Origin of the sequence: Vibrio cholerae, from assembly GCF_008369605.1 — a bacterium.
GTDB classification, from domain to species: domain Bacteria; phylum Pseudomonadota; class Gammaproteobacteria; order Enterobacterales; family Vibrionaceae; genus Vibrio; species Vibrio cholerae.
This window is the reverse complement of sequence record NZ_CP043556.1, coordinates 1,028,689-1,050,038: the sequence shown is the minus strand read 5'-3', so window position 1 is coordinate 1,050,038 and position 21,350 is coordinate 1,028,689. Positions and strand designations below refer to the sequence as shown.

The window sequence follows — 21,350 nt, the reverse complement described above, 5'->3', positions numbered from 1 at the left end:
CAACGTTACAGAAGCTCTTCTAAATCTGACATTAGCCATGCGCTGTTATGCTGCTTAAAACCAATTTTTGGATAGTATTCAGTTGCTTGTGGTGCTGCTAACAAAATCAACTTACAACCTTTTTTCAGACTAACGAAAGTCTGTCGGATCAATTCTTTACCAATACCTTTCGATTGGACCTGCTCCGAGACAGCCAAATCCGATAAGTAGCAGCAGTAATGAAAATCTGTCACCGAGCGAGCAATACCGACAAGCCGCTCACCAATCCAAGCTGAAACAAGCAAATCCGTATTTGCCAACATCCCACTGATACATTCGTAATTATCGGTTGGACGTCTAGCTCCAAGCGTTGTCTGATTGAGGAGTTCCACAAACGGCTCTGGCGTAATTGGGCGATTTACAAAATATTCAACTTCCATTTTTCACTTTCCTTTAAAGCCCAAACTTCAACTTGCTTATAACGCCCACCTAAGGGGCTGACAACGCATTACCACTAAACCCAAACACAACAACTGCAACCACCGCGGCTCAATGAGACTGGAAACGCCACGCGTTGACAGTCCCTCTTGAGGCGTTTGTTATATGCCATTTTTACCACTATAATCAATGCGCATTTAAAATACGCACGGAGTGACTTCATGAGAACCACGTTTAGTACACAAGCACCCAAAAAGGCTACCAATCTTAGCTTAAACAGTGAGTTACTTGCTGAAGCTAAACGCCTTAATATCAATCTATCCGCTACGATGGAAAAAGCCTTAGAAAAAGAAGTTTCCTCTAGATTAAAAGCTGAATGGTTAGAACAAAATGCCGAAGCCATTGAAGCTTGTAACGAACTTACTGAGAAACATGGCCTTTTTTCTGATTCATACCGAGTATTCTGATGTCTCAATTTACCCTTTACGAAAATCTCGACAAAAGTACGTCTACCGCTTATCCCTATTTTGTTGACGTACAAAGTGAGCTGCTCAATACGCTAAATACTCGATTGGTGATACCACTTACACCACTTGATTTACTAGAAAAGAAAGCACCAAGCCATTTGTGTCCAACGATCCATATTGAACAAGGTGACTTTGTCATTCTTACTCAACAAATGGCAAGCGTACCAACCAAAATCTTAGTTGAGCCCGTCGCAGACTTAAGCACTTTCAGAGATGAGATTATCGCTGCTATCGACTTTTTGATTACTGGCATATAACGCCCGCCTAAGGGGCTGGCAACGCATTACCAACAAACTCAAACACAACAACTACAACCACCGCGGCTCAATGGGACTGGAAACGCCACGCGTTGACAGTCCCTCTTGAGGCGTTTGTTAGGTGTGGAGAGGCTGTCTATGCTTATACTGCGTTTTACAATAACCTCTAGATACATCTACACCACGTAACTTGACATGTTTGGTACTACGTCCTGAAACGCGTTTACGCCATAGTTTGAAACTGCTTGAGTTAAGTCGGCTGCGCATAAACCTAATAACATCAGACTCATTTAAACCAAATTGAAACTCTATCGCCTCGAATGGAGTACGATCTTCCCATGCCATTTCTATAATTCTTGACTCAACTTCTTGGTTCATGTCCACATTAAATAGCCAAATTTCGGAATGACCAGTTTTACGTTCAAGCATGACGTTTGGTTCAGATATCTAATGAACACCTAACGCCCGCCTAAGGGGCTGGCAACGCATTACCACCAAACTCAAACACAACGACAGTAACCACCACGGCTCAATGGGACTGGAAACGCTACGCGTTGACAGTCCCTCTTGAGGCGTTTGTTATGTGCATTTTTGCCAGTTGTACTCCATTTGATGAGCAACCAAGTCAGCATGGCTTTGACTATGAAATTTTGATACCAAGAACAAACTCATATCAATGCCCGCAGATATACCACCCGACGTTGTGTACTTGCTTGTTGTTACCCAACGTTTGTCTTCCACAATGACTAAGTCAGGAAACCGTTGTTTCAGCTCAGGAATATCCTCCCTGTGAGTCGTAACAGCAAGTCCTTTCAGCAAACCGGCATTAGCTAATATGAATGCTCCGGTACAAACTGATGCAATATGTTTAGCGTGCTTATCCACTGATGCAACCCAATGAAGCACATTGGACTTATTCATTTCGTTCATATGGACACCGCCAACAACGATTAATAGGTCAATTTGAGGGTGATGCTGAAACGAATAGTCGGGTAAAACAGTAAAACCACCTCTGGCTTTCACTGGCTCCAAGGTTTCTGAGACTAAAAATACATTCCAGTTTTCTGCACCTAATCGTTTAGCTGTACTGAAAACTTCGAAAGGTCCTGAAAAGTCGAGAACTTCGGCCTCATCGTAAATATAGATACCAATGTTCATTGGTGCCTCCATGCACATAACGCCCGCCTAAGGGGCTGGCAACGTATAACACTAAACTTAAACACAACAGCCATAACCACCGCGGCTCATAGGGACTGGAGACGCCACGCGTTGACAGTCCCTCTTGAGGCGTTTGTTATAACACAGTTTCACACATCATGTTCCGTGAGCAATTGACGACAGTTACGAACTGTTAGAACGCGGATTTCGTGGCTAAAACTATAAATAATGCGGTAATGACCAAAAATGATTTCACGGTAGTTCGTATGAGGCATTTCAGGAACCATGCGGCCCATTTCTGGCATTGAGCCGAGCAATTCCGTTTTGTCGAATACTTCATTCACCCACTTTTCTGCAGCTGATGGGTTATCTAAAGCAATAAACTCTGCGGCATCACCCAGTTTTTGTAACGCTAGAGGTGACCAAACTACTTTCATTTGATGATGCGCCCCAGAACTTGTGAACGAGCATCTTCGTTTGATATACCTAAACCTGCAGCCAATTGAGCTTCTGCAGTACGCATTTCTTCGAGTAATTCGATTTTCTCTTGCATTGCTTCATACTCCGCAACGTCAAGAACAACGGCTACACCTTTACCTCGTTGTGTAATAACCAATGGTCGACGAGTCTCATTGATCTGTTTGATAAATGATGCAACGCCAGCACGGAACTCAGACAAAGGCTGAATATCTTGATCAAGGTGAATACGGCTCATAATGAACTCCATTTAGTACAATTTAATGTACAAATAGTAGTTCAATTGAGATTTACGAGCAAGGAATTGATTCTGTGTTATAACGCCCGCCTAAGGGGCTGACAACGTATAACACTAAACTTAAACACACCAACTGTAACCACCGCGGCTCAATGGGACTGGAAACGCCACGCGTTGACAGTCCCTCTTGAGGCGTTTGTTAGGGCGTACTTTCATTACACCTTAGGGCTTCTAATATTCTTAACCCATCACTTTTTGTGCCACTATAACCACCGAAAAAACTTGGATATTTTATTGGTGCTAAAGTAAAAACTAATTGAAACACCGTGAAGTAAAAACCAAAGCTTGCTAAAAAAGTGAACCATTGACCCGCGTCAACCATTCTTAACTCATTTAATAACATAGCCAAAAGTAATGTTACTAGTGGACCACCAAGCAACGTGACCACCAAACCGACTCTCAACAGCCTTGAACTTATGCTACAAAAGCCATGAAAAGTAGAAAATGGCGCAATTCTGATAAACAAGCGGCTCACTTTTATTATCGGGATTGGACTAGAACCCCCCAAATCAATGACAACTTTCTTTTTCATACACAACTGAGGTATCGCATGACCAAGCTCATGCATGAGCGTCAGTAACGGCATCAACACCAAAAATCCCAGTGCGTAGCCAAAAACAAGCTCCATTGTTTCCTTTCTCCATTAAGCCCTAACGCTCGCCTAAGGGGCTGGCAACGCATTACCACTAAACTCAACCACAACAACTGCAACCACCGCGGCTCATTGGGACTGGAAACGCCACGCGTTGACAGTCCCTCTTGAGGCGTTTGTTAGTTTCGTAGCCCATTGTTTAACAATGACTTTTAACACCTTTACTTGAAAAATATTTTACGCAAATGCATCGAACATGCACACGTCCAACGCCAAAAGCTGTGAAGTGAGCTGCCAAAACTCAAAACGATCAAGGTTAAGTTGGCCACGGTTAAGAGTCCGCAACAAAGAAAGCAGGATCACAGCGATGATGCTGCCTTTTGTGAAACCAAATTTGCCGTGTTGAATATCCGACAACATTGAAGCTTCAAGACTTGTGGGTTTTCAGCGACTTTGAAATAGCTGAAATTTCAACACTTTCTACCAAATCAGCATCAGGCAAAACTCAAAAGCCAAATTGTGCGACTTGAACGCTTAAAGCTGATTTTTTAGGGCATTTAATCTGAGCTTTGGATGATTTTTTCTAGATAGAAACTAACGCTCGCCTAAGGGGCTGGCAACGCATACCACTAAACTCAAACACAACAACTGCAACCACCGCGGCTCAATGGGACTGGAAACGCCGCGCGTTGACAGTCCCTCTTGAGGCGTTTGTTATGTGACAATTCTTCCCATGATGTAGACGTGATCCGCATACATTTGACCGCCGATTTCATAAGCATCAGGAACAATTCTGTGTAAGGTGAATCCACTTTTGGCTAATACTTTTTCAGAGCCAACATTACCTTCAGTCACGACAGCCATAAAACCTTCGAGACCGAAATGTTTTGTCGAATAATCAATGACTGTTTGCAACGACTCAGTACCATAGCCGTTGCCGTGAAAACTAGGCAGAAGCATGAAACCAACTTCGGCCACACCGTTTCGCAGACAAAAGCCCGTAATGCCGACTCTATGACCTGTTTTTAATTCAGAAATGACCAAACATAACTAGTGTTCGGAATCTGGAGTCCAATGTTCAAGTCGAGACTGAAATTTAGACTCGATTTCCAACATAGTCGGCTGGTCAAAGCAAAGTGAAATCACCGCAGGATCAGTATGGAGCTCATAAAACAATGTCCAATCATCTGCTGAAATTGGAGACATCATTAAACGATCTGAGAGTATTTTCATTCCACTAAACTTCCCTGTCACATAACGCCCGCCTAAGGGGCTGGCAACGCATACCACTAAACCCAAACACAACAACTGTAACCACCGCGGATCAATGGGACTGGAAACGCCGCGCGTTGACAGTCCCTCTTGAGGCGTTTGTTAGTTTCGTAGCCAATTGTTTAACAATGACTTTTTTAACACATTTATTTGAAGACCATTTTACGCAAATGCATCGAACAAACACACGTCCAACACCAAAAGCTGTGAAGTTAGCTGCCAAAACTCAAAACGGTCAAGGTTAAGTTGGCCACGTTTAAGAGTCCGCGACAAAAAAAACCAGATCACAGCGATGATGCAGCCTTTTGTGAAACCAAATTTGCCGTGTTGAATATCCGACAACATTGAAGCTTCGAAGTTTGTTGGTTTTCAGCGACTTTGAACTAGCTGAAATTTCAACTCTTTCTACCAAATCAGCATCAGGCAAAACTCAAAAGCCAAATAGTGCGACTTGAACATTTAAAGCTGATTATTCAGGGCATGAATCTGATCTTTTGATGATTTTTTCTAGATAGAAACTAACGCTGCGTTAAGGGGTGAATGCCGCATAAACCAAGCTTCCGCAGACCACTTTCACCACCAAAACTCAACGCAAACCAAAAATGCCACGCGGCATGAATCCCACTTGAACGCCTTGTTATGCTTAAGCTTCAATAACTTACGTTTTACCTGAACCAAGATTAACTCAGCTTTGATTCACAAACAAAAGCCAAAGCGTAGAAAACTGAAATGACTCATAATTTAGAAAACCAGACTTTGAACTTTGCCAGCCAAAACGAAAAATCCAAGATCAAATTTCTGATTGAGCCAACCGCTCTAACCTCGTGCCTGCCCGATACTGGATTGAGGCAATTATCTGAATTTCCAGCGCCAAAGAATAAGTGTCCGGAAAACAGCGCCTACTGAAGCCAACTTGCCGACGAGCACGAAACTCACAAGCCAAGGGAACAAAGAACAATCATAAACCACTGATTTTTCGTGATTAAGCATAACGCCCGCTTAAGGGGCAGCCAACGCCACTACTGACTCTCCGCATAACACAGTAACCACGAAAACCAACGCATAGTAAAAATGCCATGCGTTGGCTGTCCCTCTTGAAGCGTTTGTTATGTACGTTTCACCGCCACCACGGAATATGTGTGCCAATGCTTCATTCTACCCAATGAAGTTTTAGCATTTTCATCACGTTCAAAGAACCTGACTATTTCAAAGTCAGAGAACAAACCCTTTACCTCTAACTCCGATAAAGGTGTTGTCGGGCTACGATAGTTTTCAGCCCAACTGTCTTTGAAACCCATGAAGTCACCCGAAAATACCCCACCGGCTTCAATTGAAGATTTAATGTTGCGCCAAGTCGTTTCAAACTGGTTTGGGTCAGCAAAGAACAGACTAGAATTTGCGATAACAACACCAGATTTTGGATAGTCAAAAGACTCAAACGAAGACTCCGAAATGTTCACTAACGACCTTGAACCAAACCTGTCTCTACAAATAGCAACCGAATCAGGATTTATATCGAAGCCATGAACTCGAAAACCCTGTTGTTCTAGATACTGGATATCGCTGCCTGTTCCACAACCACAGTCAGTAGCTACTTTGAGATTTGATTCATTGAGACGAACTGCAAACTCAGTACTTTTTGAATGTGGACGAGATAGTGCTTTTTCGTAGAACTGACGCCAAATTTCAGCATTTTTATCCATAAGTTTCTAATTTTCCGTAAAAGTACATAACGCCCGCCTAAGGGGCTGACAACGCATTACACGAAACTCAAACACAACAACCGAAACCACTGCGGCTCAATGGGACTGGAAACGCCACGCGTTGACAGTCCCTCTTGAGGCGTTTGTTATGTTTAATTTTTGATTGCATTTGCAATATTTCTAATACAACGCCTTGCAGACTCACTTACACCCGACAGTTGATAGAAACCATGTATTACACCTAGGTAACGTTCACAATAAGCGTCAACACCTTGGGAAAGAAGCAACCTGTACAACTGCTCTCCTTCATCTCGCAGTGGGTCATACTCAGCAGTGATAATCAAGGTTGGAGGTAAACCTTGAAGATCCTTTCGTGCCAATAGATTCAGTTCTTTTTCACTGGCCAACCGCTCTGACTCACCCGCATAAAGCTGGAAACCGGACAACAACATTTGTGCAGTAATAATGAAATCTGTACCATTTTTCCGATAACTATCAGACGCCCCCAAGGGGTCAACCATGGGATATATTAGGATTTGTTTCTCAGGTAGCCACAGCTTTTTGTTTTTCAAACGAAGTGCTGTAGCAAGAGCTAATTGTGCACCTGCACTATCACCGACAAAGAACACATGTTCAGTATCGCCGCCATATTTATGACCATGTTCTTTGATACCTAATGCGGCCTGAAATACATCATCATGAGCTGATGGGTATGCATGCTCTGGTGCTAAGCGGTACTTAATGCAAACTACTATAGTCTCTGATAAATGAGCTAACTGCCTTAGTTGTGCTTCATGTGTTTCAAAACCACCGCTAATGAAACAACCGCCATGAAAATAAATTGTAATTGGCAAATCAATTTTATCACTTGGCTTATAAACTTTGACTTGTATGCCATCCAGCTCATCAACAAACTCATCGGCCATTTCAGGACTTGAGCCAGCCAAAACCGTACTTGAGAGATAACCTGCCCGACGCTCAGAAATAGTTTGTTTTGATGGACAGGGTTTTCCACTAGAAATGAACTCTTCAACGAGTTCTTTAATGCCACGCTCTAGATAGTTGGTCATATTTAATTCTTCGAATGTGTTCAAAGCTCGTGATGATAGCCGAACACATAAAGCTGTATATAAAAACAGTAGCAATTTGTGATGCTGATTAAACATAACGCCCGCCTAAGGGGCTGACAACGCATGACCACTAAACTCAATCACAACAGCCGAAACCACCGCGGCTCAATGGGACTGGAAACGCCGCGCGTTGACAGTCCCTCTTGAGGCGTTTGTTATGTGTGTGAATTTAAAGGGAGCTCCATTTCAATCAACCCTTTGATTTCAGATACTCTAACAAACCCCTTTGACTCATACAGATTGATTGCTGGATTTTCACTAAACACACGCAGAACTAGCTTTGTGGATTGTCTGTCGAGCGCATGTCTAACAACTAGCTCAAGGCACTTAGACCCAATTCCGCATCCCTGAAACTCGGGCAAAATTTGAAAATCTCTCAAGAAGGTCACATCGTTACTGTAGCTCAAACGCAACACACCAACACGAGCTAGGCCTAGATAGATTTCGTAGTTGTCTAACTCATCCCAACTACTTAGGAACCGATTATGATCCCAGGTTAGCCCACGGGCTTGATAGTAACTTGCCATATTTGACTTTGTTAAGGACTCTGCAAACAAGAGGTCACTACTAACTTTCAGACTTACTTCCATGCATTTTCCTCTGCTTACACATAACGCCCGCTTAAGGGGCAGCCAACGCCACTTCTAACTTTCCGCATAACACCGTAATCACAAAAAACAACGCATAGTAAAAATGCCGCGCGTTGGCGGTCCCTCTTGAAGCGTTTGTTATGTTTTGGGCCTAAGTTTAGAAACCAAACCCACAACCCTCTGCCCTAAATACCTAGCTGAAAGTAAATCAACCTCGTCAGCAACACCATCAACTGATTGAGAAACAACACCAAGCTGGCAGCCAAAGCGATTTAAACCTTGATCTTTATAACCATGAGCCAAATCTAGGCCAACCCAATACATACCGTGTTGGTTTGCCAAAGTAATCAAATAATTTAGCGTACTTGATTGATCGCCATTCGGAGCGCTACCACTTGTAAAACCCGCCGCCACTTTACTTGACCACATTTGCTCACTCCAAAACTCACTACTTGCATCAGCAAATGCTTTGAATTGAGCAGAAACGCCACCCATATATGTAGGTGAGCCCATTATGATGGCATCACATTCGAGTAGACTTTCGAAAAGTGTGGGGTTGATAAACCGCCCCTCTACAATTTCCTTTCCGTCAATACGATGTTCAAGAACAACTGCATTCGGCTCTGCGCCACAGACCCCTTTGATAACTTCTTGCGCCAACTTTCCTGTAACATCTGTTTTAGTAAAGTAAATTACCGCTATTTTCACTGATGTGTCCTTTTTCTACGGAAAAACATAACGCCCGGTTAAGGGGCAACCAACGCTACTACCAACTTTCCGCATAACACCGTAACCACAAAAATCAACGCATAGTAAAAATGCCACGCGTTGGTTGTCCCTCTTGAACCGTTTGTTATGTTCACAGCTTAAAATGCATAACAATTTCTTTAAGTTGACTTGCAACACGGATAAAACCAAATTTTTCATAAGATTTAATAGCAGCAAGATTACCGGAATAAACCGTTAGCTCTAGCCTATCCCCATTGCAATCCTGTAACACCGACTTCGCTTTAGTTAAAAGAGTTTGTCCGATTGACTTCCCACGTACATTTGGTGATACGTACATTTGAACTAGCTCTAATGAGTGCGACTGTTCTAAAGAAAGCAAGCCACATAACCCGACTAATTCATTATTGTAAAAAGCACCCAGCATAATGTGATCATTGCTCTCCTTTTCGATCATTTGTTCGAAGAACAACTTCGGTAATTGGGATTGGGTCTTGTAATCAGAGCCAAATGCCTCAGGGTATAACCGTAAGCTTTCTAACCGTAACTCTCGATATTTCAGGCTATCTTGCGGCTTTAAAATTTTACAATAAACTTCCATATTTCCTCGTGTGAACATAACGCCCGCCTAAGGGGCTGGCAACGCATAACACTAAACTCAAACGCAACAACTGCAACCACTTCGGCTCAATGGGACTGGAAACGCCGCGCGTTGACAGTCCCTCTTGAGGCGTTTGTTAACTGGCCAGTGCTTATGATTTTCACTGCACTTTTAACCAACACAAAGAAGATTACTCTACTCTTCGTTTGGTGTTTTCACATCTCGGGCTGGTTTTCTGAGCATGAAAAATCCGCAAGCTTCACGCGTTGCAGTCGTAGGTTGTTCCCAAGCACCACAAAGATCCTTGAGATTATTTTTAGCTCTTTCGAAATGACGGCATTGCCCACAACGAAACATTTACAAACTCCTTTTGCTCAGATGCTTTTGGCATTTCCATTTTGCCAGTTAACGCCCGCCTAAGGGGCTGGCAACGCATAACACTAAACTCAAACACAACAACCGTAACCACCGAGGCTCAATGGGACTGGAAACGCCACGCGTTGACAGTCCCTCTTGAGGCGTTTGTTATGAGCCACTTTCCACTAAAAGCAAATCTAATTCATTGTGTGTTATTGCTTTTAGGTTTTTCGTTATTTTCTCCGCACTCCAATCCCACCATGCAATTGCTAACAATTTATCTACGACATATGGCTCAAAACGATGTTTCAAAACCTTAGCGGGATTTCCGCCAACAATGCTATAAGGCGGCACATCTTGTGTTACTACTGACTTACTAGCAACGATTGCACCATCACCAATCGTTATTCCCGGCATAATAGTTGATTCATATCCCAACCAGACGTCATTACCAATTACAGTATCCCCCTTATAAGGTAACTCACCAACTTGTGGGGCTGACGTTTCCCAACCATTGCCAAAAATGAAAAAGGGGTAAGTTGAAAAACCTGACATACTGTGATTTGCACCATTCATGATGAATTTAACGTCTTTAGCAATAGCACAAAATTTTCCAATCTTTAACTTATCCCCAATAAAAGGAAAGTGATAAAGCACATTACTTTCAAAATTCTCAGGCCCATTAGGATCGTCATAATACGTATAATCACCAACTTCAATATTTGGAGACTTAATATAGTTTTTTAGATAGCCAACTTGAGGAAAACCTTTCATTGGCTCTTTATCATTTGGATTTGGACCGTACAAAATAATTTCTCCATATTGGCTCATAACGCCCGCCTAAGGGGCTGACAACGCATTAACACAAAACCGAAACCACCGCGGCTCAATGGGACTGGAAACGCCACGCGTTGACAGTCCCTCTTGAGGCGTTTGTTAGAGGGCTGACGTTCAGGTTACGGCAAGTGGATATGCCCTACTTAACTTTTTGGATGACAGTGAGAAAAGTTTTTCACGGGGAATTCCAATACTTAACAGCCTATTATGTGTATCTGAAACACCATCATTTTCTTCACTTTTATGATTCCAATTTCTCCATATAGCGTCTGGATAAGACTTCAAAATGCACTGAAAATATGGAACATCAATATCATTTATAGAATGACCAATTACAACGATTTTCGTAACATCATCATACCCCTCTAACTGGCATCGATGCTCGTTAACGATATCATCTACTGGCTTATGAAATTTATCAGTAACAGATGCAAGGGTTTGAAATGCTTCTTCAAACCAAGGTTCATCGTCATTTGGAGCCATAGATGAGGCTTGGCTACCATTTCCTAAACCATGTCCGAATATCACATTCGATTTAGCTTTGCCATGAAGATGGAGAACATCCTCTTCAGGTACCGAATAAACATCTTGAAGGGTCGATGTATAATTAAAGTTTATAAACTTACACCCAATCGGAAAATCCATAAATTTGTTAGCTCTTTTTACATCAATACTTCTAATCCAAGTTGTAAATGCGCTTTCTATATCATCAACTAACTCACCTATTTTCTGCGAAATTTCGTCATTATAACCGTTAGCATATTTAGATGACTCTATCATATCATCCATACTTGGTTCCCATGCTTCATTTTCTCGAAAGTTATCTTCGTCAAAACGACCTAAGTTTTCTTCGAAATTTGACCATTCTTGATCATCAAAAAAATCTGGAAAATATACAAAGTGCCTATCGAGACGAGAACTATATTTCTTATAAAAATGCCAATAACTTGTTGGTAGTCCGTTTTGTATGTCGAAGCCGTTGCCGACGATAACTAAAGTTGTCAATTTGAATACTCTATTTTCGTATATTGTAATTAGTAAAACCTAGTCGCCACGGTATACTTGAGCAAGTTGCCCTCTAACGCCCGCCTAAGGGGCTGGCAACGCATTACCACTAAACTCAAACACAACAACCGAAACCACCGCGGCTCAATGGGACTGGAAACGCCACGCGTTGACAGTCCCTCTTGAGGCGTTTGTTAGTTGCGATCTTCTTGGTTCCAAAACTTAACCCTCGCTTTCTGAGATGCCTCGTCTAAGACTGGTTTTATTTTGGAATACATTTCAGGGTCAAATGCTTCTAGCAAATTCCAAACTTCGGCTTTTCTTTCGGCAAGAAACTTATTTCGGTGCAAAGATCGTTCCAGAGTATTAAAAACTAAACGATGTTCATCCTCTAAGTGCTCATGGGACGATAGGTATGCCTTGCACTCATCAGTAACATCTTCCCACATTATTTGCTTATCAGCTTCACGATCAAAATGAGCTGGAGTAAGTCGATGAGGTAATTTGTTCCCCATGATAGGTATATTTGCACGTTGAAAAATCTTACCTACTAACTCTGAACAAAAAGCCTTATGAGGACTACCTGAAATGAGAAACTTGTGATTATAAGCTTGATCTAGAAAGTAAAAGCCTGCGAGAGAAAGTGCGTCACGTTTACTTGCAGGTAAATGTCTCAAACGGATGACTCTCCAGTTTTCTTTTACTTCATTAAGCTCATCTAAAACAAACTTAAGATGAACACCACCATCACCTGTAGCATGTATAAAACATCCGTCACTCAAACAGAAAAGAACATGACTTGAACGAGTCCCAGGATGGATTACTTGCTGTACTGCTTGCAGTCCAGCTGAAATAGGTCCCTCACCTCGCACAAGCATAACATCACCTAATTGCACAAATTCTCCATATTATGTTTAGCAACTAACGCCCGCCTAAGGGGCTGGCAACGCATAACATAAAACTCAAACACAACAGCCGAAACCACCGCGGCTCAATGGGACTGGAAACGCCGCGCGTTGACAGTCCCTCTTGAGGCGTTTGTTATACCTATTTTTCATCCTTATAGACCAGTAACTCACCTTTACCTATAGGCACTAACGAAACGCTCAGGTTGTGCTGAGAGCTTACCCACGCTCTGAATTCTTCAAGTTCATCTGCATGAGAGGTGGCATTGTCACAGACCAACAAACCACCCGTTTTTAGAAGATTGAATAAGTCGTCAGCTAACGATACATAGGTTTTCCTGTCAGCATCAAGGAAGATAAAGTCCATGCTTTCAGGCACATTAGATAGGACCTCCGTAGCGTCTCCGACAAGTTGAACTATCTTCGAGCTTGTATGCGTCTGATTGAAATTTAACGAGGCCTCTTCGATTTTCTGAGGGTTAGCTTCAATGGTGTAAACCTTACCATCATCGGGAAGTGCAGAAGCTAACCAAATCGTCGAATATCCGTTAGATGTGCCAATTTCCAAGATTCTTCTTGCCCCCGTAGCTTTAACAAGCACAGATAGAAACTCACCAGTGTCTCTTGTAATATTCAGGTACTTCTTTGATTTATCAGATTGAGCAAGATCGTTTTGTATCCCGAACTGCTCTAAATCTTCCATGATTCTTTGAAATTCCAATGTATTTCCCTCAATAGGTATAACGCCCGCCTAAGGGGCTGGCAACGCATAACACTAAACTCAAACACAACAACTGCAACCACCGCGGCTCAATGGGACTGGAAACGCCGCGCGTTGACAGTCCCTCTTGAGGCGTTTGTTATAAGCAAGATACCAACGTTACAGAAGCTCTTCTAAATCCGACATTAGCCATGCGCTGTTATGCTGCTTAAAACCAATTTTTGGATAGTATTCAGTTGCTTGTAGTGCTGATAACAAAATCAACTTACAACCTTTTTTAAGACTAGCGAAAGTCTGTCGGATCAATTCTTTACCAATACCTTTCGATTGGACCAGCTCCGAGACAGCCAAATCCGATAAGTAGCAGCAGTAATGAAAATCTGTCACCGAGCGAGCAATACCGACAAGCCGCTCACCAATCCAAGCTGAAACAAGCAAATCCGTATTTGCCAACATCCCACTGATACATTCGTAATTATCGGTTGGACGTCTATCTCCAAGCGTTGTCTGATTGAGGAGTTCCACAAACTGCTCTGGCGTAATTGGGCGATTTACAAAATATTCAACTTCCATTTTTCACTTTCCTTTAAAGCCCAAACTTCAACTTGCTTATAACGCCCGCCTAAGGGGCTGGCAACGCACTACCACTAAACTCAAACACAACAACCGAAACCACCGCGGCTCAATGGGACTGGAAACGCTACGCGTTGACAGTCCCTCTTGAGGCGTTTGTTAGTTTCGTAGCCATTTGTTTAGCAATGATTTTTTAACACTTTTGCTTGGAAAGCATTTTACGCAAATGCATCGAACAAACACACGTCCAACACCAAAAGCTGTGAAGTTGGCTGCCAAAACTCAAAACGATCAAGGTTAAGTTGGTCACGGTTAAGAGTCCGCGATAAAGAAAGCCAGATCACAGCGATGATTCAGCCTTTTATGAAACCAAATTGATCGTGTTGAATATCCGACAACATTGAAGCTTCGAGGCTTGTTGGTTTTCAACGACTTTGCATCTACTGAACTTTCAACGCTTTCTACCAAATTAGCATCAAGAAAAACTCAAAAACACAATTGTGCGGCTTGAACGCTTAAAGTTGATTTTTCAGAACGTTAAACCTGAGCTTTTTATGATTTTTTCTAGATAGAAACTAACGCCCTGCTAAGGGGTGAGCAATGCACTACGAAAGCTACCGCACACCGCCTTAATCACAAAACTCACCGCATGCTGAAAATGTCACGCATTGCGAATCCCGCTTAAGCAGTTTGTTAGCTTAAATTTCAGCACCTTAGATTGATCAAACCTGAGATTAACTTGATTTAGAAAACTGGCAAACCACTTGAGCTTTAAAACCCGGAATGACTCAAGCTTTGTAACCGTTCACTTGCTTTGAAACCAGTAAATTTTGAGAACTCATTTTCGGAAAACTCCTCAAAGCGAAAGCAAAACTGCCAAAGCGACTTTGCGCCAAACTGGCTAACCTCGTGCATTCCCAAAACTCAATTGAGGCAACTGATCAAGACTTGCGTTGGCAAACAATGCTGATTTGCCGAGAACCTAAACGAATTGCCGAAGGAAGAATGAACAAGCAGCAAACAATTGATTTTTAATGTTTTAAGCTAACGCCCGCCTAAGGGGCTGGCAACGCATTACCACCAAACTCAAACACAACAACTGCAACCACCGCGGCTCATTGGGACTGGAAACGCCGCGCGTTGACAGTCCCTCTTGAGGCGTTTGTTAGTTGCCCTACATCAATACCAGTGCTAACATTCGTACACACAACAAAGGAGCTCACCATGGATACTAGAATTCAATTTCGTGTAGACGAAGAAACAAAACGTTTAGCTCAACAAATGGCAGAAAGCCAAGGTCGAACTCTTAGCGATGCTTGCCGTGAACTCACTGAACAATTAGCTGAGCAGCAACGCAAGGCATTATCTCACGATGCATGGCTAACTGAACAAGTGAATCAAGCATTTGAGAAGTTCGACTCAGGAAAAGCAGTATTCATTGAACATGACATCGCCAAAGCACGAATGGCTGAACGCAAAGCTAAAATCCGAAATCGAGGCCACGCATGATTTTCTGGGAAGAAGCATCTCTCAATGATCGTGAGAAAATTTTCGAATTTCTTTACGACTTTAACCCAGCAGCCGCTGAAAAAACGGACGAGCTCATAGAAGCCAAAGTCGAAAATTTGCTTGAGCAACCACTAATGGGTGTTCAGCGTGATGGCATTAGAGGCAGATTGCTTATTATCCCTGAGATATCAATGATTGTTTCGTATTGGGTTGATGGTTCTAAAATTCGAATAATGCGTGTACTACATCAGAAACAAAAATTTCCAAACGACTGATTTGTTGCTGATTGGCAACTAACGCCCGCCTAAGGGGCTGACAACGCATACAACTAAACTCAAACACCACAACCGAAACCACCGAGGCTCAATGGGACTGGAAACGCCGCGCGTTGACAGTCCCTCTTGAGGCGTTTGTTAGCCTTATTTTTACGGAGTTTCCGTATCTTTGACGTCAACACTAAACAAAAGCTGAGATATGTCTTGAGATAACAACAATTTGTCAGACATCCCAACAGATTTTCGAATTTCCATACACAGATATGTATTAGTTCCGACTAGATCTGACACTTCAATTTGAAAAGAAGAGAGTTACCCACTTTGATTAAAGGTGCTTAATCACTAGTCAAAGACAAAAAGAGGTAACTCTCATGCTTCATACTAGCAATCCAATCATCAAACACAAAGCGGGCCTTCTCAATCTTGCAGAAGAACTCGGTAATGTATCTAGAGCCTGTAAGGTTATGGGGGTATCAAGAGATACTTTCTACCGTTATCAAGAGTTGGTTGAGACGGGCGGTATTGATGCTCTGATTAACCAGAGCCGAAGAGCACCGAACTTAAAGAACCGTGTTGATAGTGAAACTGAGCAAGCCGTTATCAAATACGCCATCGACTTCCCAGCTCATGGACAAGTTAGAACGAGTAATGAATTACGTAAACTGGGGGTGTTTATCTCTCCAAGTGGCGTACGCTCAATCTGGCTTCGCAATGACCTAGAGAACTTCAAGAAACGTCTTATCGCACTGGAGAAACAGGTCGCAGAGAACGGTATTATCCTAACGGACGAGCAAGTCGCGGCTCTTGAGCGTAAGAAGCACGATGATGAGGCTTGTGGTGAGATAGAAACAGCGCATCCAGGTTATCTCGGCTCTCAAGACACGTTCTATGTTGGCAACTTGAAAGGTGTTGGGCGCATCTATCAACAAACCTTCGTTGATACCTACAGTAAAGTCGCCTTTGCCAAGCTCTACACAACGAAAACACCAATCACAGCAGCGGATATGTTGAATGATAAGGTTCTACCGTTCTTTGAGGCGCATGAACTGCCAATGCTGCGAATCTTGACTGACCGAGGCACTGAATACTGTGGTCGTGTTGAACAGCACGATTACCAGCTCTACCTAGCCATTAATGATATCGACCACACGAAAACTAAAGCGATGTCACCACAAACAAATGGTATCTGCGAGCGCTTCCACAAGACCATATTGAATGAGTTCTACCAAGTGACATTCAGAAAGAAACTGTATGGTTTTATCGAAGAGTTGCAGAAAGATCTGGACGAATGGATGGACTACTACAACAATCACCGTACTCATCAAGGAAAAATGTGCTGTGGCAGAACGCCGATAGAAACATTAAAGGATGGGAAATCAATCTGGGCTGAAAAGAATCTAGCCCAGATATAATCTGACAGGCACCAAGTCGAAAAGTGGGTAACTGTCAGATCAGGTCTGAATTAGTACAACAGATATGTAAAAGAAAGTATCTCTTGTTCTGTTTGTAACGTACCGCCTGCTCTTAGAAAGGAGGCAAGATGTTGAACTACCGATGCATCACCATATACACAAATACGAGATTTCGCATCCGCTAAGTTAGAAAGCTCTCTCTCGACCTCTTTACGATCATTTAACCGTTGAGCTACTGCAATTTTCGACGCTGCATTTAAAAAATCTGCGTACGATTTATTCTGCAGCTCCGAAAGATGACTAACTTTCTGATTTTTTCTGTTTAGGAAAGCTTGAAGTAAAGCACCGATTATAACGCCACACAATCCTATGAATGGAACGACAAAAATTAGTACGACGTCCAAGATTTCCTCCTATAAGGCTAACGCCCGCCTAAGGGGCTGGCAACGCATAACACTAAACCCAAACACAACAACTGCAACCACCGCGGCTCATTGGGACTGGAAACGCCGCGCGTTGACAGTCCCTCTTGAGGCGTTTGTTATGGCGCAATTTCACCCGTTAACTCTTGAATATCAATCAAATCAACTTCTCGGCCAAGCACACGTTTGTAAGCAACCAAATCATCAACAGGTATTGTCGGCACTACAACACCCAAGTATTCACCTGAAACTGAACGCTCAAAATTGGTATGTAGCTCATGCCACTTATCACCTTCCGATGCTCGTATTTTAGTTCCTGGCGCTAGGCCTATTTCGATTTTCTGTGAGCCATAAATCAACTGAAAATACTCTAAATCCCAAGAGCCTTCGATGTAATGAGTAAGAGGCTTTGAAATGTATTGGCTAACATCCGCCAAGATTTTATGCACGTCACTTTTGTGAATATAGAGGTCAATATCTGCGACTTCTCTTGAGCCACCGTGGATTTTGGCAGCCAAACCACCCACTATTTGATATGAAATTTGCTTCGACTCGAGAATATCTTTGAGCCACAGCAATGCAACTTTTACTTTCTGGCTCACAATCACCTCACTGGTTGTTTCATATTGCGCCATAACGCCCGCCTAAGGGGCTGACAACGCATTACACTAAACTCAACCACAACAACCGTAACCACCGCGGCTCATTGGGACTGGAAACGCCACGCGTTGACAGTCCCTCTTGAGGCGTTTGTTATAACCGTTTTTCCATTCGCACCAGATCCCATAACTTACCATTAAAAGCTCTTGTACCAATTTCTGTCGAAACCACTTCAAAACCTAATGACTCATAGCATTTTCTAGCAACTGTGTTCTGTTCAAAAACGCCTAAGCTAAGCTTGGTTGCAGAAAAATCTAATCGGGCTTTATCGATTAATAACATCAACATCGATTTTGATAGCCCTTGCCCACGATAAGCATTTGAAATAAAGACACGGCAAATCCGATATTGCTCATCGGTGACTTTGTACAACTCAACAAACCCGACATGTCTACCTTTCACTTTTAGCAGATAGGGAAATACTTCCGCTTTGCTACAGTGGGAATGGATCTGTTCATAAGTCAGCGGGAAAACATACGCAGGGCCACCCCATAAATAGTTCAACTCATCTGAGTCAATCCATTTTATAAGCAGGTCAAAATCCGATTCTTGAAACTCTTCTAAGTTCATGATTTCCCATTAGGTTATAACGCCCGCCTAAGGGGCTGGCAACGCATAACACTAAACTCAATCACAACAACAGTAACCACCGCGGCTCAATGGGACTGGAAACGCCACGCGTTGACAGTCCCTCTTGAGGCGTTTGTTATGCTTAAGCTTCAACACTTTACATTTGAACCAACTCAAGGATAACCAACTGAAATCATTGACCAAACTTCGAATTTTCTTGAACTAGAACTGACTCAACTTTTACCTATGAACTGACCCAATGCAGGCTTTCATTTAGCAACTAGGCCAATGTGGAAACCCTCTCCGACAAACTCACTCACCACGCATGGGCGCGACAACTCAATGAGGCAATAACACTGAAATTTACAGCGACAGACACATTGCTGTTTCATTAGACAGCGCAAAACAATATTGAATTGCCGACAAAACCTGAACGAAATGCCAAGGGAATCAACAAACACAACCTACTGATTTTTATGGATTAAGCATAACGCCCGCCTAAGGGGCTGGCAACGCATTAACACTAAACTCAAATACAACAACCGAAACCACCGCGGCTCAATGGGACTGGAAACGCTACGCGTTGACAGTCCCTCTTGAGGCGTTTGTTAGGCAAATTATTGAAATGGTGCTAAACAATTAAAAACTGGAGATGCATAGCCCCAAACAACAGTACCTATGCCTCCCAAGATGATCTCCATTTTGGTCAGGCGGTCATACTGTTCTTCGTTTGTTTTAATCGATTGTTTTACCGCTGGCACATTAATATCTAGAGCTATGAAAGGTTCCGCTTTTCCCTCTTTTACCTGTTCATATTGACTTTCGACTATAGATTTATAAGTTAACAATGATTGAGAAAGCTTCTTCTTTCGTGCCAGCCCAAACTGCCAAAAAGACGAAATGGCAACAACTACGACCAAAGAGCCAGCTCTCTCTAGCCACGACCAGTCTGAATAAACGAAAGATGTAAAAACTCCAAAAAGAATGCATAGAGTAGCTAAAACACATATCAATATCTCAATTTTGTATTTCCTGATTGTCAATTTACACTCCTTTTGCCTAACGCCCGCCTAAGGGGCTGGCAACGCATTACCACTAAACTCAAAAACAACAACCGTAACCTCCGCGGCTCATTGGGACTGGAAACGCTACGCGTTGACAGTCCCTCTTGAGGCGTTTGTTAGTTTCGTAGCCTATTGTTTAGCAATGACTTTTTTAACACATTTGCTTGAAAGTCATTTTATGCAAATGCATCACACAAACACACGTCCAACGCCAAAAGCTGTGAAGTTGGCTGCCAAAATTTAAAACGATCAAGGTTGAGTTGACCACGGTTAAGAGTCCGCGACAAAGAAAACCAGATCACAGCGATGATGCAGCCTTTATGAAACCAAACTTTCCGTGTGGAGCATCCAACAATATTGAAGCATCGAGGCTTGTTGGCTTTCAGCGACTTTGAAATAGCTGAACTTTCAACACTTTCTATCAAATCAGCATCAGGCAAGACTCAAAAGCCAAATAGTGCGACTTGAACGCTTAAGGCTGATTTTTCAGGGCATTGAATCTGAGCTTTTGATGATTTTTTCTAGATAGAAACTAACGCCCGCTTAAGGGGCAGCCAACGCCACTGCCAACTTGCCGCATAACATCGTAATCACAAAAGCCAACGCATGGTAAAAATGCCACGCGTTGGCTGTCCCTCTTGAAGCGTTTGTTATGTACGTGCGCTTTGTTCCAGCGAAACAAACAACGGCTTTACAAACTTTGCTTCTTCTTGATAACGATTTCTCGTATCCCAAAGGTCAACTGCATGTTGAATGTTAAGCCAAAATTCTGGTGTGTTGCCTAATGCCGCTGCTAACTTGATTGCTACCGGAGCTGTTAACACACCACCATTAATCAAATTACTCACCGTATTTCTGTGTACGCCCATCGCTTCAGCGAGCGCTTTTGATGTGATGCCCATTGGTTCAAGAAATTCAACTTTTAACATTTCCCCAACGCTAACTGGACGACGTTTTGTCTTACGCATAGTCGTTACCTCAATACTTATGTGGGTCTAAGTAAGTATTTAGTGCAACACCATCAACCCACTGAAAAATCAAACGATACTGTTTGTTCACTCGAATTGAACACCAACCTTTAAGATTTCCTTCAAGATGTTCAAAACGATTACCCGGTGGAATTCTTAAGTCTGATTCAGCTTGAGCTGCATCTAAGATTTCCAGCTTCCGAAATAGAGCATTCTCTATGCTACTTGGAATTAAACGATGTCGTTTATCATCCTCGTAAAACTGCTCTAACCACTTATCTTTAAATTCTAATGCCATTGCAACTTGCACTGTCTCATTGTGCA

Annotated in this window: 32 protein-coding genes and 2 pseudogenes; 6 read left to right on the top strand and 28 right to left on the bottom strand. The window is 42.6% G+C overall.

Annotation, left to right across the window (positions count from 1 at the left end; all coding sequences use genetic code 11):
- Nucleotides 1-5: 5 nt before the first annotated feature.
- Nucleotides 6-419: a GNAT family N-acetyltransferase gene (locus F0316_RS19325; protein ID WP_149560848.1), complete on the bottom strand. Its 414-nt coding sequence runs from the start codon at nucleotides 417-419 to the stop codon at nucleotides 6-8.
- Nucleotides 420-638: 219 nt separating this feature from the next.
- Between F0316_RS19325 and F0316_RS19320 the strand changes: the two genes are divergently transcribed.
- Both F0316_RS19320 and F0316_RS19315 read left to right on the top strand, forming a co-directional pair.
- Nucleotides 639-884, top strand: a complete 246-nt coding sequence (locus F0316_RS19320) for a type II toxin-antitoxin system CcdA family antitoxin (RefSeq protein ID WP_001260801.1) — start codon at nucleotides 639-641, stop codon at nucleotides 882-884.
- A complete protein-coding gene (locus F0316_RS19315; RefSeq protein ID WP_000077449.1) occupies nucleotides 884-1,201 on the top strand; it encodes a CcdB family protein in 318 nt (105 codons plus the stop codon). Before F0316_RS19320 ends, F0316_RS19315 begins: the two co-directional genes overlap by 1 nt.
- Nucleotides 1,202-1,318: 117 nt before the next feature.
- Here the strand turns inward: F0316_RS19315 and F0316_RS19305 are convergent, their stop codons facing one another.
- The 13 genes and pseudogenes from F0316_RS19305 to F0316_RS19210 all read right to left on the bottom strand — a co-directional run bounded on the left by F0316_RS19305 (nucleotide 1,319) and on the right by F0316_RS19210 (nucleotide 9,766).
- The gene (locus F0316_RS19305) at nucleotides 1,319-1,579 is read right to left on the bottom strand and encodes a TIGR03643 family protein (RefSeq protein ID WP_033930540.1); all 261 of its coding nucleotides are present in this window, start codon (nucleotides 1,577-1,579) and stop codon (nucleotides 1,319-1,321) included.
- 201 nt (nucleotides 1,580-1,780) lie between these two features.
- The gene (locus F0316_RS19300) at nucleotides 1,781-2,359 is read right to left on the bottom strand and encodes a DJ-1/PfpI family protein (RefSeq protein WP_172626090.1); all 579 of its coding nucleotides are present in this window, start codon (nucleotides 2,357-2,359) and stop codon (nucleotides 1,781-1,783) included.
- Nucleotides 2,360-2,508: 149 nt separating this feature from the next.
- Nucleotides 2,509-2,796, bottom strand: a complete 288-nt coding sequence (locus F0316_RS19295; protein ID WP_000869995.1) for a type II toxin-antitoxin system RelE/ParE family toxin — start codon at nucleotides 2,794-2,796, stop codon at nucleotides 2,509-2,511.
- Nucleotides 2,793-3,074, bottom strand: a complete 282-nt coding sequence (locus tag F0316_RS19290) for a type II toxin-antitoxin system Phd/YefM family antitoxin (RefSeq protein WP_000086649.1) — start codon at nucleotides 3,072-3,074, stop codon at nucleotides 2,793-2,795. The genes F0316_RS19295 and F0316_RS19290 overlap by 4 nt, the downstream gene beginning before the upstream one ends.
- A gap of 199 nt (nucleotides 3,075-3,273) precedes the next feature.
- The gene (locus F0316_RS19285) at nucleotides 3,274-3,762 is read right to left on the bottom strand and encodes a hypothetical protein (protein WP_000424240.1); all 489 of its coding nucleotides are present in this window, start codon (nucleotides 3,760-3,762) and stop codon (nucleotides 3,274-3,276) included.
- 201 nt (nucleotides 3,763-3,963) lie between these two features.
- A complete protein-coding gene (locus tag F0316_RS19275) occupies nucleotides 3,964-4,146 on the bottom strand; it encodes a DUF645 family protein (protein ID WP_000947517.1) in 183 nt (60 codons plus the stop codon).
- Between the two features lie 294 nt (nucleotides 4,147-4,440).
- Nucleotides 4,441-4,959 (bottom strand): annotated as a pseudogene (locus F0316_RS20240) (GNAT family N-acetyltransferase).
- Nucleotides 4,960-5,160: 201 nt separating this feature from the next.
- Nucleotides 5,161-5,343, bottom strand: coding sequence for a DUF645 family protein (locus F0316_RS19265; RefSeq protein WP_088132376.1), 183 nt, complete (start codon nucleotides 5,341-5,343; stop codon nucleotides 5,161-5,163).
- Nucleotides 5,344-6,104: 761 nt separating this feature from the next.
- Nucleotides 6,105-6,701: a class I SAM-dependent methyltransferase gene (locus tag F0316_RS19250; RefSeq protein WP_084981911.1), complete on the bottom strand. Its 597-nt coding sequence runs from the start codon at nucleotides 6,699-6,701 to the stop codon at nucleotides 6,105-6,107.
- A gap of 152 nt (nucleotides 6,702-6,853) precedes the next feature.
- The gene (locus F0316_RS19240) at nucleotides 6,854-7,771 is read right to left on the bottom strand and encodes an alpha/beta hydrolase (protein WP_142735514.1); all 918 of its coding nucleotides are present in this window, start codon (nucleotides 7,769-7,771) and stop codon (nucleotides 6,854-6,856) included.
- Between the two features lie 215 nt (nucleotides 7,772-7,986).
- Entirely contained in the window at nucleotides 7,987-8,421 is a 435-nt protein-coding gene (locus F0316_RS19230; protein WP_000453958.1) for a GNAT family N-acetyltransferase, read from the bottom strand.
- Nucleotides 8,422-8,559: 138 nt separating this feature from the next.
- Nucleotides 8,560-9,129 (bottom strand): flavodoxin family protein, encoded by a 570-nt coding sequence (locus F0316_RS19220; RefSeq protein WP_084980905.1) that lies wholly within the window; start codon nucleotides 9,127-9,129, stop codon nucleotides 8,560-8,562.
- A gap of 151 nt (nucleotides 9,130-9,280) precedes the next feature.
- Nucleotides 9,281-9,766, bottom strand: a complete 486-nt coding sequence (locus tag F0316_RS19210; RefSeq protein ID WP_149560844.1) for a GNAT family N-acetyltransferase — start codon at nucleotides 9,764-9,766, stop codon at nucleotides 9,281-9,283.
- 135 nt (nucleotides 9,767-9,901) lie between these two features.
- On the opposite strand from F0316_RS19210, the gene F0316_RS20410 reads away from it, so the two are divergent.
- Complete coding sequence (locus F0316_RS20410; protein WP_309301377.1) at nucleotides 9,902-10,168, top strand: hypothetical protein; 267 nt, start codon at nucleotides 9,902-9,904, stop codon at nucleotides 10,166-10,168.
- Nucleotides 10,169-10,273: 105 nt separating this feature from the next.
- On the opposite strand, the gene F0316_RS19195 is transcribed toward F0316_RS20410, so the two are convergent.
- From F0316_RS19195 to F0316_RS19165, 6 genes are all read right to left on the bottom strand, one after another.
- Nucleotides 10,274-10,936: a Vat family streptogramin A O-acetyltransferase gene (locus tag F0316_RS19195; protein ID WP_094166355.1), complete on the bottom strand. Its 663-nt coding sequence runs from the start codon at nucleotides 10,934-10,936 to the stop codon at nucleotides 10,274-10,276.
- Between the two features lie 120 nt (nucleotides 10,937-11,056).
- Entirely contained in the window at nucleotides 11,057-11,947 is an 891-nt protein-coding gene (locus F0316_RS19190; RefSeq protein ID WP_114721400.1) for a bacteriophage abortive infection AbiH family protein, read from the bottom strand.
- 194 nt (nucleotides 11,948-12,141) lie between these two features.
- A complete protein-coding gene (locus F0316_RS19185; RefSeq protein WP_001175917.1) occupies nucleotides 12,142-12,843 on the bottom strand; it encodes a YiiX/YebB-like N1pC/P60 family cysteine hydrolase in 702 nt (233 codons plus the stop codon).
- Nucleotides 12,844-12,994: 151 nt separating this feature from the next.
- The gene (locus tag F0316_RS19180) at nucleotides 12,995-13,555 is read right to left on the bottom strand and encodes an O-methyltransferase (protein WP_233447431.1); all 561 of its coding nucleotides are present in this window, start codon (nucleotides 13,553-13,555) and stop codon (nucleotides 12,995-12,997) included.
- Between the two features lie 177 nt (nucleotides 13,556-13,732).
- Nucleotides 13,733-14,146, bottom strand: a complete 414-nt coding sequence (locus F0316_RS19175; protein ID WP_149560841.1) for a GNAT family N-acetyltransferase — start codon at nucleotides 14,144-14,146, stop codon at nucleotides 13,733-13,735.
- 218 nt (nucleotides 14,147-14,364) lie between these two features.
- A complete protein-coding gene (locus F0316_RS19165) occupies nucleotides 14,365-14,499 on the bottom strand; it encodes a DUF645 family protein (RefSeq protein WP_080299877.1) in 135 nt (44 codons plus the stop codon).
- An 871-nt stretch (nucleotides 14,500-15,370) separates the two neighbouring features.
- Between F0316_RS19165 and F0316_RS19155 the strand changes: the two genes are divergently transcribed.
- The 3 genes from F0316_RS19155 (at nucleotide 15,371) to F0316_RS19145 (ending at nucleotide 17,342) form a co-directional block, all read left to right on the top strand.
- Nucleotides 15,371-15,655 (top strand): type II toxin-antitoxin system RelB/DinJ family antitoxin, encoded by a 285-nt coding sequence (locus F0316_RS19155; protein WP_000381183.1) that lies wholly within the window; start codon nucleotides 15,371-15,373, stop codon nucleotides 15,653-15,655.
- Nucleotides 15,652-15,930, top strand: a complete 279-nt coding sequence (locus tag F0316_RS19150; protein WP_000578471.1) for a type II toxin-antitoxin system RelE/ParE family toxin — start codon at nucleotides 15,652-15,654, stop codon at nucleotides 15,928-15,930. Before F0316_RS19155 ends, F0316_RS19150 begins: the two co-directional genes overlap by 4 nt.
- 371 nt (nucleotides 15,931-16,301) lie before the next feature.
- Entirely contained in the window at nucleotides 16,302-17,342 is a 1,041-nt protein-coding gene (locus F0316_RS19145) for an IS481-like element ISVvu4 family transposase (protein ID WP_057569038.1), read from the top strand.
- Between the two features lie 50 nt (nucleotides 17,343-17,392).
- Here F0316_RS19145 and F0316_RS19140 read toward each other — a convergent pair whose 3' ends face one another.
- The 8 genes and pseudogenes from F0316_RS19140 to F0316_RS19090 all read right to left on the bottom strand — a co-directional run bounded on the left by F0316_RS19140 (nucleotide 17,393) and on the right by F0316_RS19090 (nucleotide 21,324).
- Nucleotides 17,393-17,746, bottom strand: a complete 354-nt coding sequence (locus tag F0316_RS19140) for a hypothetical protein (protein ID WP_233447430.1) — start codon at nucleotides 17,744-17,746, stop codon at nucleotides 17,393-17,395.
- A gap of 137 nt (nucleotides 17,747-17,883) precedes the next feature.
- Nucleotides 17,884-18,399 carry a hypothetical protein gene (locus F0316_RS19135; RefSeq protein ID WP_000090010.1) on the bottom strand — a complete coding sequence of 172 codons (516 nt, stop codon included), beginning with the start codon at nucleotides 18,397-18,399 and terminating at the stop codon, nucleotides 17,884-17,886.
- Nucleotides 18,400-18,517: 118 nt separating this feature from the next.
- Nucleotides 18,518-18,994 (bottom strand): GNAT family N-acetyltransferase, encoded by a 477-nt coding sequence (locus F0316_RS19125; protein WP_001047183.1) that lies wholly within the window; start codon nucleotides 18,992-18,994, stop codon nucleotides 18,518-18,520.
- Between the two features lie 269 nt (nucleotides 18,995-19,263).
- A complete protein-coding gene (locus tag F0316_RS20230; RefSeq protein WP_052145417.1) occupies nucleotides 19,264-19,455 on the bottom strand; it encodes a DUF3709 domain-containing protein in 192 nt (63 codons plus the stop codon).
- 156 nt (nucleotides 19,456-19,611) lie between these two features.
- Nucleotides 19,612-20,037, bottom strand: coding sequence for a hypothetical protein (locus F0316_RS19115; protein WP_149560839.1), 426 nt, complete (start codon nucleotides 20,035-20,037; stop codon nucleotides 19,612-19,614).
- A gap of 197 nt (nucleotides 20,038-20,234) precedes the next feature.
- Nucleotides 20,235-20,416 (bottom strand): annotated as a pseudogene (locus tag F0316_RS19105) (DUF645 family protein).
- 292 nt (nucleotides 20,417-20,708) lie between these two features.
- Complete coding sequence (locus F0316_RS19095) at nucleotides 20,709-21,026, bottom strand: HigA family addiction module antitoxin (RefSeq protein ID WP_001232701.1); 318 nt, start codon at nucleotides 21,024-21,026, stop codon at nucleotides 20,709-20,711.
- 10 nt (nucleotides 21,027-21,036) lie between these two features.
- The gene (locus F0316_RS19090; RefSeq protein ID WP_001162670.1) at nucleotides 21,037-21,324 is read right to left on the bottom strand and encodes a type II toxin-antitoxin system RelE/ParE family toxin; all 288 of its coding nucleotides are present in this window, start codon (nucleotides 21,322-21,324) and stop codon (nucleotides 21,037-21,039) included.
- Nucleotides 21,325-21,350: the final 26 nt, after the last annotated feature.

Bases quoted from the DNA above. Each gene is read 5' to 3' on its own strand.
- F0316_RS19325 (WP_149560848.1), bottom strand. From the start codon at position 419: ATGGAAGTTGAATATTTTGTAAATCGCCCAATTACGCCAGAGCCGTTT.
- F0316_RS19320 (WP_001260801.1), top strand. From the start codon at position 639: ATGAGAACCACGTTTAGTACACAAGCACCCAAAAAGGCTACCAATCTT.
- F0316_RS19315 (WP_000077449.1), top strand. From the start codon at position 884: ATGTCTCAATTTACCCTTTACGAAAATCTCGACAAAAGTACGTCTACC.
- F0316_RS19305 (WP_033930540.1), bottom strand. From the start codon at position 1,579: ATGAACCAAGAAGTTGAGTCAAGAATTATAGAAATGGCATGGGAAGAT.
- F0316_RS19300 (WP_172626090.1), bottom strand. From the start codon at position 2,359: ATGAACATTGGTATCTATATTTACGATGAGGCCGAAGTTCTCGACTTT.
- F0316_RS19295 (WP_000869995.1), bottom strand. From the start codon at position 2,796: ATGAAAGTAGTTTGGTCACCTCTAGCGTTACAAAAACTGGGTGATGCC.
- F0316_RS19290 (WP_000086649.1), bottom strand. From the start codon at position 3,074: ATGAGCCGTATTCACCTTGATCAAGATATTCAGCCTTTGTCTGAGTTC.
- F0316_RS19285 (WP_000424240.1), bottom strand. From the start codon at position 3,762: ATGGAGCTTGTTTTTGGCTACGCACTGGGATTTTTGGTGTTGATGCCG.
- F0316_RS19275 (WP_000947517.1), bottom strand. From the start codon at position 4,146: ATGTTGTCGGATATTCAACACGGCAAATTTGGTTTCACAAAAGGCAGC.
- F0316_RS19265 (WP_088132376.1), bottom strand. From the start codon at position 5,343: ATGTTGTCGGATATTCAACACGGCAAATTTGGTTTCACAAAAGGCTGC.
- F0316_RS19250 (WP_084981911.1), bottom strand. From the start codon at position 6,701: ATGGATAAAAATGCTGAAATTTGGCGTCAGTTCTACGAAAAAGCACTA.
- F0316_RS19240 (WP_142735514.1), bottom strand. From the start codon at position 7,771: ATGACCAACTATCTAGAGCGTGGCATTAAAGAACTCGTTGAAGAGTTC.
- F0316_RS19230 (WP_000453958.1), bottom strand. From the start codon at position 8,421: ATGGAAGTAAGTCTGAAAGTTAGTAGTGACCTCTTGTTTGCAGAGTCC.
- F0316_RS19210 (WP_149560844.1), bottom strand. From the start codon at position 9,766: ATGTTCACACGAGGAAATATGGAAGTTTATTGTAAAATTTTAAAGCCG.
- F0316_RS20410 (WP_309301377.1), top strand. From the start codon at position 9,902: ATGATTTTCACTGCACTTTTAACCAACACAAAGAAGATTACTCTACTC.
- F0316_RS19195 (WP_094166355.1), bottom strand. From the start codon at position 10,936: ATGAGCCAATATGGAGAAATTATTTTGTACGGTCCAAATCCAAATGAT.
- F0316_RS19180 (WP_233447431.1), bottom strand. From the start codon at position 13,555: ATGGAAGATTTAGAGCAGTTCGGGATACAAAACGATCTTGCTCAATCT.
- F0316_RS19175 (WP_149560841.1), bottom strand. From the start codon at position 14,146: ATGGAAGTTGAATATTTTGTAAATCGCCCAATTACGCCAGAGCAGTTT.
- F0316_RS19155 (WP_000381183.1), top strand. From the start codon at position 15,371: ATGGATACTAGAATTCAATTTCGTGTAGACGAAGAAACAAAACGTTTA.
- F0316_RS19150 (WP_000578471.1), top strand. From the start codon at position 15,652: ATGATTTTCTGGGAAGAAGCATCTCTCAATGATCGTGAGAAAATTTTC.
- F0316_RS19145 (WP_057569038.1), top strand. From the start codon at position 16,302: ATGCTTCATACTAGCAATCCAATCATCAAACACAAAGCGGGCCTTCTC.
- F0316_RS19135 (WP_000090010.1), bottom strand. From the start codon at position 18,399: ATGGCGCAATATGAAACAACCAGTGAGGTGATTGTGAGCCAGAAAGTA.
- F0316_RS19125 (WP_001047183.1), bottom strand. From the start codon at position 18,994: ATGAACTTAGAAGAGTTTCAAGAATCGGATTTTGACCTGCTTATAAAA.
- F0316_RS19095 (WP_001232701.1), bottom strand. From the start codon at position 21,026: ATGCGTAAGACAAAACGTCGTCCAGTTAGCGTTGGGGAAATGTTAAAA.
- F0316_RS19090 (WP_001162670.1), bottom strand. From the start codon at position 21,324: ATGGCATTAGAATTTAAAGATAAGTGGTTAGAGCAGTTTTACGAGGAT.